Below are 14,799 nucleotides of genomic sequence, written 5' to 3'. Positions count from 1 at the left end.
GACGCAAGGAACCACCTACGGATGAAAGATGATCCTTTACATCAAGAAAACGAACGTATGACCCAGGATAACCCACTCCAGCATGAGAAGCGCGACGAAAGAGGCTATATCCGGGTTCCGACCCTGTTTCGCGTGACCCTCGCCGATAGCGATATTGAGCTTGACGGCAACGATGTCTCGCTCGGCGGCTTTTCTGCTCAAAGCAGCCGTGCGTTTGAAGCTGGTGAGCGCGTTGACGTGTCACTGATCATGGCGGCGGGCACCTTTGACGTCATCGTGCCAGCCACAGCCGAATGCATCGACACCACTCCCCGAGAGAACGGCAAGGGATTCGATGTCAGATTCAAGTTCAACGAGATGGACCCGCAGCACCAGGAGTCGCTACGTCAAATCATTCGTAGCTGGTTGAGTGGCCGTGCGCCCAATATCGAAGGCCAAATGGTCAGCGACGATCCGCAGACGCCTCGCAAGCGTCAAGCCGCCAGGACAGCGCCTGCCAAACGCCCGCCCAAGCCTATCGGACGCTACGTTCTGCTATTCCTTGCGATCGGCTTGTTGGTATTGGTAGCGGCTGCAACCGCTTATCGTAATTTCGTGCTGATCGAGCCAAGCTTCGCCGCCGTGACGGCACCGCGTATCGATATCCGCGCCCCCAGCCCCGGCGTGCTGGGCGAGCACGACTTCAACGCGGGTGACCAGGTCGAGCGCGACCAGCTATTGACCCACGTGATCGACCGCGACCTCGAATCGGAACTGATTCTCGCAGAAGCCGCCATCAGCTATAACGAACAACTGATCGAGAACCTGCGAGGCTATCTCGAAGAGGATACCCAAGAGATCAGCCTGGCGGATTCGGCAAGGCCCGCCAGCGGTGACACGACCAGCTTCGATACGGTATCGCCGGCGATCGCCGAGGCGCGTATCGAACAGTTCGAGCAGGTGCGCGATTACGAGAGCTCGCGCATCGCCGCCCTCCAGGGTGTTCAGGCCAGAAACGAGATATACAGCCCCTGCAACTGCCTCGTTGCCTGGGCGCTGAGCAGTGCCGCCGGCGTCTACATCGACGAGAGCGAACCGATCATGACCCTGGTGCGTACCGATGAAGGCGACGTGATGGTCGAGGCGCTGGTGCACATGGATGACATTAGCCGCATCCAGCCCAATCAGCAGGCCTACGTCACCCTGCCCAATGCCACTCAACCGATTCGCGCTCAGGTGCGCAACGTCGCCCTTGATATCGAATCTCAGCCCCGGGCCGGTTTCCCCAGCTGGGTACGCCAGCAGCAAAACATGGCCAGTGTATTGCTATTTCCCGAGGAGCCCTTGCCGCCAGAAAGCGTGGGCCAACCGATCGACGTTCGCTTTAGCGAAACACAGCTTCTTAGTGACGCCTCGGAAACGATATGGCAAGGCGTGAACTGGATTGCACAGACAAGCCACGACCTCTACGACACGGTCCGGGATGAAATCAACCACTACTGGGACGATACCGATGCCATCAGCACTGAAGGGTAAATACTCCAAGCCATTTATCGGGTTACGACCCACGCCTCTACTAGTGGGCGTGCTGGCGCTGCTGCCGTTTTCGGCAAACCAGGCCGCCCAGGCCGAGAATGCCGTCGTTAGCACGCCCCAGGAGGCGCCCTGCTCTCAGCGCTACCACCTGGCCGAAGCTCCGCACCTGGCGCCCACCGAGGACGCTTACAGCGCCATTCGCCAGGCGTTCGATACCACGCGGCACTGGGGTACCGAAGAGAACGTTGCGTACCTGGCCTCCGAGGACAATGGCCTCAATGAAGCAGGTCTGCGTGTCCGCTATCCCGCGGGCAGCTCGTCGCCCGGGGAGAAGCCTCTTGGGGGCGCCGGCTTCTACAGCGACCCCGCTTCGTTTCAAAACGCCGAGCGCGCTTGCCTGAGCTACAAGGTACGTTTCCCGGCCGACTTCGATTTCGTAAAAGGCGGCAAACTGCCGGGGCTTTATGGCGGTGACGCCCCCTCCGGCGGCGATAGCGTCGATGGCGAGCACGGCTTCTCCATGCGCTTGATGTGGCGCGAAGAGGGCCAGGGCGAGCTCTACCCTTACGTGGTCGGTTTCGAGGGAAAATCGGTAGGTCGCGGCTCCTGGCGCTACCCGGCCGGGTCCTGGGCGACCATCGAACAGGAAATCCTGCTTAACGACCCGGATCGGGAGAACGGCGTCGCCAGGGTCTGGATAGACGGTCAGCCCGTGCTTGAACAAAGCAACATCGTCTTTCGTACCACCCCGGCTATCACCATCGATGGTTTGATGTTTTCTACTTTCTTTGGTGGCACGGGGGAAGGCTGGCGCACGCCCCGCGACCAGTACGTGGATTTTGCCGAGTTCCGCTTCTATACCCCAGCATCTTGAGCGCGAGCCGCCACGCTTTCGGAGCAATAATGATCATGCCTCTTGGCTTAGCAAAAGGACGTCCCGCCCGGTTTCTCTTTGCATTGCCCGTCGCCCTGGTGGCAATGGGCAGCACCGCTTTATCGGCTAGTGTGAACCTGGACGAGACGCTCTCTAACGAGGAGCGGCAAAACCTTGACCTTTCTGACTACCGTGTCACCGATACCAACGCCAGCTACTTTGACGTAGAAGCGCGCATGGCGCTACTCGAGCAAACCGAAAGCACCATTTTGCTCCAGTTGAAAGACGAGTTCTCGATGGGCCCCAGTTGCCGTCAAAAAACCAACGCGGAGCCCATCACGACCCGGGGCGCGATACCCGGCTTCTATCCCAGTCCTGACGAATGGGAGGTGGCGACCAGGCCATTATTCGCCTTCGAAGATAGCGTATCGGAACTTGCCGGTGCGTTCGTGGCCAGTGGCGACATTTACTACGGCGAATGCCTGGTGCATTACTTGCATCGCTGGGCCGAGGCCGAAGCCATGACGGACTTCGTCTATGCCCCCGCGCAACCCCAGGCCTGGTTCGCCTCCGAGTCGATGCTGTTCGCCGCGGGCCTGGCTTACTCCATCGTGCGCCCTTTTATCGATGGCCTCGAGCAGGAACGGGCCGAGATCGAACAGTGGTTGCAACGCCTGGCCCGGGAGCACTCCAACGTGCCGGGCGTCGCGCAGCAAAGTTGCTGTAACAACCATTTATATCGTCGCGCGCTTTACGCCACCATGATCGGCGTACTGGTCGAAGACGACGACCTGTTTCGCTTTGGTGTTGGCGCTATTTACTCGGCCCTGCACGACATGACCGAGGAAGGCGCCCTTCCCCTCGAGGTGCGCCGCGGACGACGCGCTACTCACTACCAGAACTACGCACTTAGCTACCTCATCCCCAATATGCAGATCGTCTATCGCCAGGGCTATGACATCTTCGATCTGGAGTATGAGAACAGCACCATTCATGAAGGCGTCGATTATCTGTTCGAAATCCTCGACGACCCGGAAGCATTGGGCGATTACGCGCCCCGCGAACAGTACTCCGGTTTTCTGCGAGACCCCCAGTACTTCCCCTGGATGGAGATGTACCTTTCCCACTTCGACCATCCACGTATGGAAAGCTTCATTACCCGCGTACGCCCCACCTATAGTCGCAGTGCGGGAGGGCCCGTCACTTTTTACTTCATGGCCCCCGATGCCCAGCAGCACATTCGCAGAGACGAAGAGCGCCAGGATACCGACGCCTTTCGCGGCCTGGATAGCTAAGCGGTCATCGCGCCACACAAAAACGACAGGAAGCATATGACGAGGAAAACGACTCGGATACTTCATAGACCTACGCTGCAGCTAAGCGCAGCGCTGACCTTATCGGCATGGCTCGCTGGCTGCGCCGTCACCACCGAGAAGGCGCCTGTCGGAGAACATGCAGGCCCGGTTCCTGCCCACTATGTCGGCTGGTTCTCCAATGCGCCAGAAGTCGATACGGGCGGCTCGGACTGGGAGAGAATCAACCTCGCCCAGGAGCGCATCGAAGAGGGCCGCTTCGATGAAGCCATCGCCTACCTCAAGCCCTTGATGGCTCGCTATGTACCGCCGGCCTTTTATGAAATGGCCAAGCTTTATGAACAAGGGCTCGGCGTCGAACAGGATTTCACCGAGGCGGCACGCCTTTATGGCGAAGCAATCAACCGGCCTTCCTCGACCCGCGGTCATGCCTCGCTCAACCTTGCACAGCTCTACCGAGAGGGTCGTGGCGTAGCACGTAACGACGTGCTCGCCTATCACCTGCTTTGGCAGGCCAAAGAGGCCAACCTTGACCGGACAGCGGAAGTCGACCTTGCCGCCCTGCTGTCCGAAGGCGGCGAAGGTGTCCAAGCGGACCCGGAACTGGCCCGCGAGCTTTACGAACGAGCGGCTTCACAAGACAAGGAACAGGCGCTGCTGGCGCTGGCCCAGGCGTACGCGCCCGGCGGTTGGCTAGAAGAAGATACCGCTCGGTCGATGGATTACGCCAAGCGTTACGCCATGCGCCTCGAGGCCAACGCAAGCCAGGGCGATGTCGACGCCATGCTTCGGTTGGCATCGCTCTACTCCTCGGACGGCCTGCTCAGTGACCAGTCCGATCAAGGCATCCTGTGGTTGCAGCAAGCCGCGCAGCTGGGTGATCTTGAGGACCGGGCCCGGGCCGGGCAGGCGCTGGCCAACGCCGGCGAATATCGACTGAGTATCTCGTTACTGGAAGAGCCCGCACGCCAGGGTGACGTCGAGGCCATGACCTACCTCGGTCAGGCACTGTTGACGCCCGGAAGCGACGGCCGCCCCCCGGCGCCGGATCGCGCTGAACGCTGGCTGAGCGAGGCTATCCAGGCGGGCTCCAACGATGCTCGGGTGATTCTCGGTCGTGCCCTCGTCGAAGGCCAGGCAGGCCTTGACGATCTTTCCCGGGGCATCGACCTGCTCGAACAAGCGGCCGAAAATGACGACCCGCTGGCCCTGGCCCAGCTAGGGGCACTGTTCATGGATGACGAGCGAGTCGAAAGCCGACCCGGTGTCGCCGCGGACTATCTGGAGCGCGGCCATGAACTAGGCCACCCCTGGGCGACCCAGCAACTCGGCGCCGCCTACCTGGCGGGCCGGGGCGTGACAAGAGACCCCGAACGCGCCCAGGCGCTACTCCAGGAGGCGGTCGCGCAAGGCCAGACCGGCGCCATGCGGCTGCTCGGTGAGGCCTACCTGGCCGGCGATGTCTTGCCCTCACGGCCTGGCCAAAGCCAGGAGCTGCTGACACGCGCCGTCCAGAGCGGCGATACCACCGCGATGACCCTCCTCGGTGAAGCCTATCTGGACGGCGCGTTGCCAGGCGATGCCTCCCAGGGCATTCGACTGATCACCCGAGCCGGCGAACAGGGGGATGGCTATGCCATGGTATTGCTGGGTCGTGCCTATCGAGAGGGAAACGGCGTCCGGCGAGACCTCTACGAGGCCAGGCGGTGGCTGACCCGGGCGCAGGAGGCAGGCCACCCCTCCGCCGCCGACGCCCTCGCCTACGTGCAGCGCGACCTGGGGGCCGAAGGCGATATCGAGGCGCTCATCGCCGCCGCCCGAAGCGGGCATCCCAGCGCCATGGCCAACCTTGGTCGCGCCTATCTCGACGGCAATGGCGTAGAGCGTGACCAGGCTCAGGCTGAGCGCTGGCTAGACCGGGCCTATCAGGCAGGCCATGCCGGTGCCGGGGCAACCCTTGGCCGCATGTATCTGGATCGGGGCGAAAGCGCGCGCGGTATCGACTACCTGGAAACCGCTGTATCCCGAGGGCACGCGGGTGCGCGCCAGGACCTGGGGGAAGCCTACTTGACCGGCAGGCACACTGAGCAAGATGTGCCGCGCGGTCTTGAACTGCTCAACGAGGCGGCCGCCTCCGGCAACCCGTACGCCGCCTACGTGCTGGGCGATGCCTACCAGCACGGTGACGTGGTCGAACAGGATGCTGAGCTTGCCGAGCGCTGGTATCGACAGGCCAGTGATGCGGGCGCCCTCTATGCCCGCGCCGAACTGGGTATTGCCTATATGCGGGGTCAGGGTGCTATCGACCAGGATGTTCCGAAAGGCCATGAGCTACTGCTGGACGCCGCCAATCGAGGCCACGCGGGCGCCCAAGCATCGCTTGGCCGTGAATACCTCAACGGGGACAACATAGAGCAGGATGTCGAGCGGGGTGCCAGCTACCTCTATGAGGCAGCAAGCCAGGGACACCGCACTGCTCGCCTCGCTCTGGCCAGAGCCTATCTTTTGGCGCGGGGCTTCGAGAATCCCAATCAGCAGCAGGCCTTGCTATGGCTAAATAACCTGATCGATGACGAGGGCCAGCTGGCCGTCGAAACGCTACGCCAATTGCTAACGGATGAGGCCGCGTTTGCCTCCATCGATAATGAACTGGACGCCGTCTTTGACGAATGAGGCGTTAACGTACTCCCCCAATCGTTAGAAATGGCACGCCATACGGTTTTGGGCTTCGATGAATGACCTTGTGTGCGATCGCATAAAGCGTTTCGCCGATCGCACACAGGCAGACGTTGCCAATGCATGGATAAGCGTCGCGAGGGCGTTCTAGCGCCAGCGATCGAGGTCTTGATAACGGGGGGGGGGAACGTCAGAAATGGAGGCGGCCCCAAAAGCCACATCCCGGCACACGCATCCACCACTACCGTTGCTCCCTTCCGGGCCTGGCGGGGTTTGCAGTTTCGCGTTGCGGGAGGACCTAAGGGGCCACCATAGCGATAAAGCCTTGGCGTGCTAGCTTTATCGTGCGCGATGTGGTGGCTACGCCCTGATTCGAACAGGGGACCCCATCATTATGAGTGATGTGCTCTAACCAGCTGAGCTACGTAGCCTTTGCCTCATCAGCGGGTGCAGATTATGCCCACATCGATGACAAAAGGCAAGCCATAACGGCCTGCCTTTTACACTAAATGTTTAAAATCATGGGCACTTCTGCTTTTTGCCCTGCAAGAACATTAGAGCGCCTGACGAACAGCGGGCAGCGCTTCGTCGCCTTCGCGCGTGGTAACGCCTTCGAGCCACTGCTCGAGAACGTCGTCGTGCTCGGCAAGGTACGCCCGGGCCGCCTCGCGGGGGTCCGTGCCTTCATCCATGATCTCGGCCATCAACTGGTTTTCCATTTCCAGCGTAAACGTCATGTTGCCTAAAAGCTCGCCCACGTTGGGGCAATCTTCGATGAAGCCGGCTCGGGTATTGGTGTGCACCGTTGCCCCGCCCAGGTTCGGGCCGAAGTAGTCGTCGGCGTCAGAAAGGTACGCCATGTCGAAGTTGGTGTTCATGGGGTGCGGCTCCCAACCCAAAAATACCATCCACTCTTCGTTGGGCACCCGCGTGTTGAGCTCGGAGAGCATGCCCGCCTCGCTCGAGTCGACGACCTGCCATTCACCCAGGCCATAGGCGTCGTCTTCGATCATCTGCTCGATCATTTCGTTACCGTCATTACCGGCTTCGATGCCGTGAATGCGGGAGTCGAACCGCTCGGCGTTTTCAGCCAGGTCCTCGACCGAGGTCACTCCGGCGTCATAAACGTACTGCGGAACGGCCAGGGTGTACTTCGCCCCTTCCAGGTTCGCCACCAGGCGCACCACGTCGCCGTCCTCAACGTAAGGGTCGCTGATGGAGGCCATGGAGGGCATCCAGTTTCCCAGGAAGACGTCGAAGTCGTTATTACGCATACCGGCATACGCAATCGGCACCGATACCGTATCGACCCGGGGCTCATAACCCAGCGCGTCGAGCACTTCGCTTGCCATGGCGGTGGTCGCGGTAATATCGGTCCACCCCACTTCGGCAAAACGTACGGTCGTGCAGTTATCGGCCATCGCGGCGGCGGGCAGTGCGGTCAGCACTGCAAGCGCGCTCCATTTAGCCTTGTTTGCGTAGCTCATGACTTATCTCCTGATGGGTGAGGGTCTTAGCGTAGTAGCGTTGGGGGGCGTTGGTCACTTCGTTTTTATTGATTGAACGTTCAATCAATAAATGTCACGATATTCAGGTAACCATGCCCCAACGCGGATTTCAAGGCGAAGTCCTGGGGCTATCACGCGCTTCACCCTTAAAAACGCCGGTCTGAATCGTCATCCAGGAGGTCATCGTGCCCAAAGTGGGAATGGAGCCAATACGCCGTCAGCAGCTGATCGAGGCCACCATGACCGCGATCGACGAAGTGGGTCTCGCCGAGGTCACTATCCTGCGTATCGCCCGCCATGCGGGGGTATCTGCGGGCATTATCAGCCACTACTTCGGCGGTAAGGATGGCCTTTTGGAAGCCACCATGCGCCAGATTTTGACCGACCTGAGCCAGGCGGTCGCCAAACGGCGCCGGGCACTGATTGAGCGTAGTGCTCGCGCACATATCGGCGCGATCATCGAAGGCAACTTCGACCGCTCTCAGGTCAGTGGCCCCGCGGCTAAAACCTGGCTGGCGTTTTGGGCCAGCAGCATGCACCGCCCGGCGCTTGCTCGCCTACAAAACGTCAACGACCGGCGACTTTACGCCAACCTGTGCAGCCAGTTTCGTAAAGCAATGCCCCGGGATCAGGCGCAAAACGCCGCGCGCACCCTAGCCGCTTTGATCGACGGGCTTTGGCTACGCGGCGCCCTTACCCCGGATGGGCTCGACGTCGAAAGCGCCCGCGACCTGGCGCTGGCCCAGCGAGACCGCTTACTTGGCCTACCTCACTGATTCGATAGCGCCCTACCCACAGGAGTCTTCCATGAACGTGCATCCAACCGTCCCTCTATATATCAACGGTCGTATGAAAGAGGCTTCTTCCGGCGAAGTCTTTAGCGTCACTAACCCGTTCGATGGCGCAACGCTTGCCACCATTGGTCAGGCAAGCCAGAGCGACGTGGATAGCGCTGTCGAGGCGGCCCAAATGGGCCAGCGCGTCTGGGCGGCCATGACCGGCATGGAGCGCGCACGGATTTTACTGCGCGCGGTGGCACTGCTGCGTGAGCGTAACGATGAACTCGCTGAACTGGAGACGCTCAACACCGGCAAGCCGATCAGCGAGACATCGAGCGTCGATATCGTCACCGGCGCCGATGCGCTGGAGTACTACGCGGGCCTGGCCCCGGCGATCGAAGGCAGCCAGATTCCGCTGCGCGAAAGCTCCTTCGTTTATACACGGCGTGAGCCGCTGGGCGTTATCGGCGCAATTGGCGCCTGGAACTACCCGATCCAAATCGCCTGCTGGAAAGCCGCCCCAGCCCTCGCGGCGGGTAACGCCGTGGTTTTCAAGCCAAGCGAGATCACCCCGCTCACGGCCATCAAACTGGCCGAAATCTTGACCGAAGCGGGTCTGCCCGACGGCGTTTTCAACGTGGTGCAGGGCGACGGTCGCGTGGGCGCCATGCTGACCGAGCACCCGGGGATCGCCAAAATTTCGTTCACCGGCGAGGTCGAGACCGGCAAGAAGGTAATGGCCGCCGCCGGGGGCTCCACCCTCAAAGACGTCACCATGGAGCTTGGCGGCAAGTCGCCGCTGATCGTCTTCGCGGATGCCGAGCTTGATCGCGCCGCCGACGCTGCGATGATGGCGAACTTCTACTCCAGCGGCCAGGTATGCACCAACGGCACGCGGGTCTTCGTCGAGCGCTCGGTCAAAAAAGCGTTCGAAGCCAAACTACTCGAGCGCGTCGCGCGTATCCGCGCCGGCGACCCGCTCACCCCCACGGTCAACTTCGGCCCGTTGGTGAGCTTCGAGCACCAGAAGAAGGTGCTCGCCTACATCGCGCTTGGCAAACAGGAAGGCGCGCGGGTACTGGTGGGCGGCAACGCCTGGGATCACGAGCCGTTCACCAAAGGCGCCTGGGCGGTGCCGACCATTTTCACCGACTGCACCGATGACATGCGCATCGTCCAGGAGGAGATATTTGGCCCGGTGATGTCGGTGCTCGCTTTCGATGACGAAGACGAGGTCATTCGCCGTGCCAACGATACCGCTTACGGGCTGGCGGCGGGGGTTTTCAGCGAACGGCTCAGCCAGGCCCACCGGGTGATTCACCAGCTGCAGGCGGGTATTTGCTGGATCAACACCTGGGGCGACTCCCCTTCCCAGATGCCGGTCGGCGGCTATAAGTCCTCGGGCATCGGCCGTGAAAACGGGGTCGAAACGCTTAACCACTATACCCAGCTCAAATCCGTGCAGATCGAGATGGGGCCGTTCGAGTCGGTGTTTTGAATACGACGTTTTAACCCTGCTTCGTTACTCGACTCTCGGGAGGTATGCATGGCTTGGCAACGCGAATTTGACTACATCATCATCGGCGCGGGCTCGGCGGGCAACGTGCTGGCCACACGCTTGACCGAAGACGAGGGCGTCAGTGTGCTGCTACTGGAAGCGGGCGGGCCGGACTACCGCCTCGATTTTCGCACCCAGATGCCGGCCGCCCTCGCGTTTCCGCTTCAGGGTAAGCGCTACAACTGGGCGTTCGAGACCGACCCGGAGCCCTATATGGATAACCGGCGCATGGAGTGCGGTCGGGGCAAGGGCCTGGGTGGGTCGTCGCTGATCAACGGCATGTGCTATATCCGCGGCAACGCCCTGGATTACGATCACTGGGCGAAAGAGCCGGGCCTTGCGGAGTGGGACTACCTGAGCTGTCTGCCCTACTTCAAAAAGTGCGAAACCCGGGACACCGGCGCAAGCCCCTATCACGGTGACAACGGCCCGGTCAGCATCACCACGCCGAGGCCGGGCAATAACGTGCTCTACCGCACCTTCATCGAGGCGGCCAAACAGGCGGGCTACCCGGAGACCGAAGACGTCAATGGCTACCAGCAGGAAGGCTTTGGCCCAATGGACCGCTTCGTCACGCCCAAAGGGCGGCGCGCCTCTACCGCCCGTGGCTATTTGGATATCGCCAAAAAACGCGCCAACCTGACCATCGAAACCCACGCGCTGACCGATGTGATCGCGTTCGAAGGCAAGCGCGCCGTGGGCGTTCGCTATCGGCAAAAAGGCGAAGAGAAACGCGTGCGCGCCAAGTGCGAGGTACTATTGTGCGGCGGCGCCATCGCCTCGCCACAGATACTCCAGCGCTCCGGCGTAGGCGACCCGGCACTTTTGAAAGCCCTGGATATCCAGGTCGTTCACGCGCTGCCCGGCGTCGGCAAAAATTTGCAGGACCACCTGGAGATGTACATTCAGTACGAATGCAAGGAACCGATTTCGCTCTACCCGGCGCTCAAATGGTACAACCGGCCCAAAATCGGCGCCGAGTGGCTCTTTAAAGGCTCCGGCACCGGTGCCAGCAACCAGTTCGAGGCCTGCGGATTCATCCGCTCCAATGACCAGCAAGTCTGGCCCAACCTGCAGTATCACTTTCTACCCATTGCCATCAGCTACAACGGCAAAAGCGCGGTTCAGGCTCACGGCTTTCAAGCCCACGTCGGCTCGATGCGCTCGCAAAGCCGCGGGCGTGTCCAGGTGCGTTCGAAAGACCCGGCCGCCTCGCCCAGCATCCTGTTCAACTACATGTCAAAAGAGAAGGATTGGGAGGAGTTTCGCGACGCCATTCGACTGACCCGCGAGATCATCGCCCAGCCGGCGTTCGACCGCTACCGTGGCCGGGAAGTCGCCCCGGGGGTAGACGCGCAAAGCGATGCGGCGCTGGACCGGTTCATCAAGGAGCACGCCGAAACCGCCTACCACCCCTGCGGTAGTTGCCGGATGGGCGAAGGGGACGATGCGGTGACCGACGGTCAAGGCCGGGTCCATGGTATCGAAGGGCTTCGCGTGGTCGATGCCTCGCTCTTTCCGCTGATTCCGACCGGCAATCTCAACGCGCCGACGATCATGCTGGCCGAGAAAATCGCCGACCGTATTCGCGGCCGCGCGCCGTTGCCGCGGGAAAACGTCGAATACTTCGTGGCCGGTAACGCCCCGGCCAGGCAACGAGCCCAACGATTACCCTGCTGATGTCCGCAAGGCTCCCCTGCGTGGCCCTCTTTGGCTTACCTACCTACGACACGCCATCAAGCAAGCAGCCACCATCGGGCCCACTATAAAGAAGCCAAGCCACCGCTGGGTTATCGGCACGACTCATGGCAGGCGAGCAGTAATGGCGCAGTACTTGAGTGCCGCGGGCGTAGCGCTCGTGTAGTACTTACATAGTACTGGCGCAGTACTGGCGTAGTACTTGCGCAAAGCAGCGCTAGTCTGCCACTATTCAAACATTCGTTTAAATACGTACCCTGGGCGCTGCCCCAAACCCCCGGTTTCAAAAACAGGTTTGTACAAAAAGCCCTGAACGAACCACGCTTGAAGACTCTGCATAAACAAAAAGGAGAAATTCCATGCTCACGCTACTGCTTATAGTGCTGGCCGTGATAGGCCTGCTGGTGGTCATGCGCCGCGAGGCCGGTGCGGCCCCGGCCATCGGCGTACTCGCGGTATTAGGGCTGGTGGGTCTGGTGTTCGAGGCACCGGTCACCGGCTTTATCCTCATCATCGTGGCGCTACTGGTCGCGGCGGCGGGCCTGGCTCCGCTTCGCCGGCTATGGCTGACACCGCGCATTTTCGCCACGTTCAAAAAAGTCGCGCCGAAAGTATCCGCCACCGAGCGCACCGCCCTCGAAGCGGGTACCGTTGCCTGGGATGGCCAGCTCTTCTCCGGCAAGCCCGAGTGGAACACGCTGTTAAACTATAAAGACGAAGGCCTTCGCGAAGACGAGCAGGCGTTTCTCGACGTGCAGTGCGCCAAGGCCGCCGGCATGTGTAATGCCTGGGATATCTCCATCGAGCGTGCTGATCTTCCCCAGCAGCTTTGGGATTACCTGAAAAAAGAGGGCTTCTTCGGGATGATCATCCCGAAAGAGTATGGCGGTCTAGGCTTCTCGGCCAAGGCGCAGTCCATGGCGCTGCAAAAGCTTTCGGCCAACGAGACCCTGATGGTCACCGTGGGCGTGCCCAACTCGCTCGGCCCGGGTGAGCTGCTGCTCAAGTACGGCACTCAAGAGCAAAAGGATCACTACCTGCCGCGCCTGGCCGATGGCCGCGAAATTCCCTGCTTTGGCCTGACCGGCCCGCGCGCGGGCTCTGACGCCACCTCCCTTCCGGACACCGGCGTGGTCTGCAAGCAAACCATCGATGGCCAGGAAGTGCTCGGCGTACGCCTGAACTTCGAAAAGCGCTGGATCACCCTGGCACCGATCGCCACCGTGGTCGGCCTGGCGTTTCGCCTGTTCGACCCGGAAAAACTGCTCGGTGACGAAGAAGATCGCGGCATTACCCTGGCGTTGATCCCCCGGGACACCGCCGGCATGGAAATCGGCCGTCGCCACCATCCGATCGGCAGCCCCTTCATGAACGGGCCGATCAAGGGACACGATGTGTTCGTACCGCTGGACACCATCATTGGCGGCCAGGACATGATCGGTCAGGGTTGGCGCATGCTGGTCGAGTGCCTGTCTATTGGGCGCTGCATCACCTTGCCTTCTGGCGCTACCGGCACCGCGCGCTATGCGCTGGGCTGGAGCGGCGGCTTCACCCGCGTGCGCCGCCAGTTCAACGTGCCGGTGGCCGAGATGGAAGGCGTGCAGGAGCCGCTGGCTAAAATGGCCGCCCTTGGTTATATCGCCCAGGCCACGGTCTACCAGACCGCTAACCTGATCGATCACGGCGAGAAGCCCGCGGTCCCCTCGGCGATTTTGAAAAGCCAGCTGACCGAATTCCAGCGTGAGATTCTAAGCCACGCCATGGACGTGCATGGCGGTAAAGCGGTCACGCTTGGCCCGCGCAACTACTTAGGCATTGGCTACAGCGCTAACCCGGTGGCGATCACCGTGGAGGGCGCGAACATCATGACGCGTAACCTGATGATCTTTGGTCAGGGCGCGATCCGCTGCCACCCCTACGTACTCGAAGAACTGGCCGCCAAGGACGCCAACGACATGAAAGCGTTCGACACGGCGTTCTTCAAACACGCCGGGCTCATTTTCGGTAACGCGGCCCGCGCCCTGACCCTGGGCATCGGCATTGGCAAACCCGGCGTGCCGTTTGACGCCCCCGCCGCCGCCTACGCCCAGGATATCGCCAGGCTCTCGGCAGGCTTCGGCCTGTGTGCCGACGCCGCCATGGCAAGCTTGGGCTCGGCGCTTAAAAAGCGCGAAATGCTCTCGGCGCGCCTGGGTGATGTGCTCTCCAACCTTTATCTTGCCTCCATGGTGCTCAAGCAGTGGCAGGCCGGTGACAAGGTCGAAGGTGAAGAGGCGCTCTTGCACTATAGCTGCCGCTTCTTGCTCCACCGCGCTGAGCAGGCGTTCGTCGAAATCTTCGACAACCTGCCCAACCGCGCGCTTGGCAAGGTGCTCAATGCCGTGGTGATGCCTGCTGGCCGGCGCTGGGACAAACCCCACGACGATTTCGCCCGCGATATCGCTCACCGGGTCTCGACTCACAGCGCGCTGCGCACCAAGCTTTTGCACAACACCTGGGATCAGGACGACGGCGAACAGCGTAACCCCTTGGCGCGTTACAACGCCCTGCTGGTGGACTACGAGCGCGCCGAGAAGATCTATCGCACGGTCAACAAGGCCTACGCCAAAGGCGAGCTACCGCAAACCGCGCTTCATCCGGAAGCACGTGTCGTAGCGGGCCTTGAATCGGGTATCGTTAGCGAAGAGGACGCCGAGTTCATGCGCATCTTCGAAGAAGAGGTGCTGGAGATGCTCACCGTGGACGACTTCGCCTACGACGAATTCGCGACCAACAAGTCGACGCTGATCAACCACAACGCGGCCGCCAAACCAGCCCCGGCCGTTAGCGAAGAGGCCAGCATCAAATAGAAAGCTTGCTGCTCGAACGCTACTGAAAC

Annotated in this window: 9 protein-coding genes, 1 tRNA gene and 1 other RNA gene; 8 read left to right on the top strand and 3 right to left on the bottom strand. The window is 61.2% G+C overall.

Features of this window, described 5'->3' with window-relative positions; all coding sequences use genetic code 11:
- Positions 1-57 precede the first annotated feature (57 nt).
- From ACWHXT_RS08425 to ACWHXT_RS08410, 4 genes are read left to right on the top strand one after another with little or no spacing between them, the layout of a single operon-like run.
- A complete protein-coding gene (locus ACWHXT_RS08425; RefSeq protein ID WP_447957930.1) occupies positions 58-1,515 on the top strand; it encodes an HlyD family efflux transporter periplasmic adaptor subunit in 1,458 nt (485 codons plus the stop codon).
- Positions 1,493-2,389: a polysaccharide lyase gene (locus ACWHXT_RS08420; protein WP_447957929.1), complete on the top strand. Its 897-nt coding sequence runs from the start codon at positions 1,493-1,495 to the stop codon at positions 2,387-2,389. Before ACWHXT_RS08425 ends, ACWHXT_RS08420 begins: the two co-directional genes overlap by 23 nt.
- Before the next feature lie 35 nt (positions 2,390-2,424).
- Positions 2,425-3,684 (top strand): alginate lyase family protein, encoded by a 1,260-nt coding sequence (locus tag ACWHXT_RS08415; RefSeq protein WP_447957928.1) that lies wholly within the window; start codon positions 2,425-2,427, stop codon positions 3,682-3,684.
- A gap of 36 nt (positions 3,685-3,720) precedes the next feature.
- Entirely contained in the window at positions 3,721-6,375 is a 2,655-nt protein-coding gene (locus ACWHXT_RS08410) for a tetratricopeptide repeat protein (protein WP_447957927.1), read from the top strand.
- Positions 6,376-6,584: 209 nt separating this feature from the next.
- On the opposite strand, the gene ffs is transcribed toward ACWHXT_RS08410, so the two are convergent.
- From ffs to ACWHXT_RS08395, 3 genes are all read right to left on the bottom strand, one after another.
- Positions 6,585-6,681, bottom strand: an RNA gene (ffs, locus tag ACWHXT_RS08405) — signal recognition particle sRNA small type.
- A 51-nt stretch (positions 6,682-6,732) separates the two neighbouring features.
- Positions 6,733-6,809, bottom strand: a tRNA-Met gene (locus ACWHXT_RS08400).
- Positions 6,810-6,932: 123 nt separating this feature from the next.
- On the bottom strand, positions 6,933-7,865 hold the full coding sequence (locus ACWHXT_RS08395; RefSeq protein ID WP_447957926.1) for a choline ABC transporter substrate-binding protein: 933 nt from the start codon (positions 7,863-7,865) through the stop codon (positions 6,933-6,935).
- A 206-nt stretch (positions 7,866-8,071) separates the two neighbouring features.
- Between ACWHXT_RS08395 and betI the strand changes: the two genes are divergently transcribed.
- The 4 genes from betI to ACWHXT_RS08375 all read left to right on the top strand — a co-directional run bounded on the left by betI (position 8,072) and on the right by ACWHXT_RS08375 (position 14,770).
- Positions 8,072-8,662 carry a transcriptional regulator BetI gene (betI, locus tag ACWHXT_RS08390; RefSeq protein WP_447957925.1) on the top strand — a complete coding sequence of 197 codons (591 nt, stop codon included), beginning with the start codon at positions 8,072-8,074 and terminating at the stop codon, positions 8,660-8,662.
- 31 nt (positions 8,663-8,693) lie between these two features.
- Entirely contained in the window at positions 8,694-10,163 is a 1,470-nt protein-coding gene (gene betB / locus ACWHXT_RS08385) for a betaine-aldehyde dehydrogenase (protein WP_447957924.1), read from the top strand.
- 48 nt (positions 10,164-10,211) lie between these two features.
- Positions 10,212-11,903 carry a choline dehydrogenase gene (betA, locus tag ACWHXT_RS08380; protein ID WP_447957923.1) on the top strand — a complete coding sequence of 564 codons (1,692 nt, stop codon included), beginning with the start codon at positions 10,212-10,214 and terminating at the stop codon, positions 11,901-11,903.
- 377 nt (positions 11,904-12,280) lie between these two features.
- Positions 12,281-14,770 carry an acyl-CoA dehydrogenase gene (locus ACWHXT_RS08375; RefSeq protein WP_447957922.1) on the top strand — a complete coding sequence of 830 codons (2,490 nt, stop codon included), beginning with the start codon at positions 12,281-12,283 and terminating at the stop codon, positions 14,768-14,770.
- Positions 14,771-14,799 lie beyond the last annotated feature (29 nt).

This window comes from Vreelandella halophytica (genome assembly GCF_968193635.1).
Note: the sequence above shows the minus strand (reverse complement) of the source record. Positions and strands in the feature narration are given on the sequence as shown.

Excerpts from the sequence above, each read along its gene's own strand:
- ACWHXT_RS08375 (WP_447957922.1), top strand. The coding sequence starts at position 12,281 with ATGCTCACGCTACTGCTTATAGTGCTGGCCGTGATAGGCCTGCTGGTG.
- ACWHXT_RS08395 (WP_447957926.1), bottom strand. The coding sequence starts at position 7,865 with ATGAGCTACGCAAACAAGGCTAAATGGAGCGCGCTTGCAGTGCTGACC.
- ACWHXT_RS08425 (WP_447957930.1), top strand. The coding sequence starts at position 58 with ATGACCCAGGATAACCCACTCCAGCATGAGAAGCGCGACGAAAGAGGC.
- ACWHXT_RS08410 (WP_447957927.1), top strand. The coding sequence starts at position 3,721 with ATGACGAGGAAAACGACTCGGATACTTCATAGACCTACGCTGCAGCTA.
- ACWHXT_RS08415 (WP_447957928.1), top strand. The coding sequence starts at position 2,425 with ATGCCTCTTGGCTTAGCAAAAGGACGTCCCGCCCGGTTTCTCTTTGCA.
- betA (WP_447957923.1), top strand. The coding sequence starts at position 10,212 with ATGGCTTGGCAACGCGAATTTGACTACATCATCATCGGCGCGGGCTCG.
- betB (WP_447957924.1), top strand. The coding sequence starts at position 8,694 with ATGAACGTGCATCCAACCGTCCCTCTATATATCAACGGTCGTATGAAA.
- ACWHXT_RS08420 (WP_447957929.1), top strand. The coding sequence starts at position 1,493 with ATGCCATCAGCACTGAAGGGTAAATACTCCAAGCCATTTATCGGGTTA.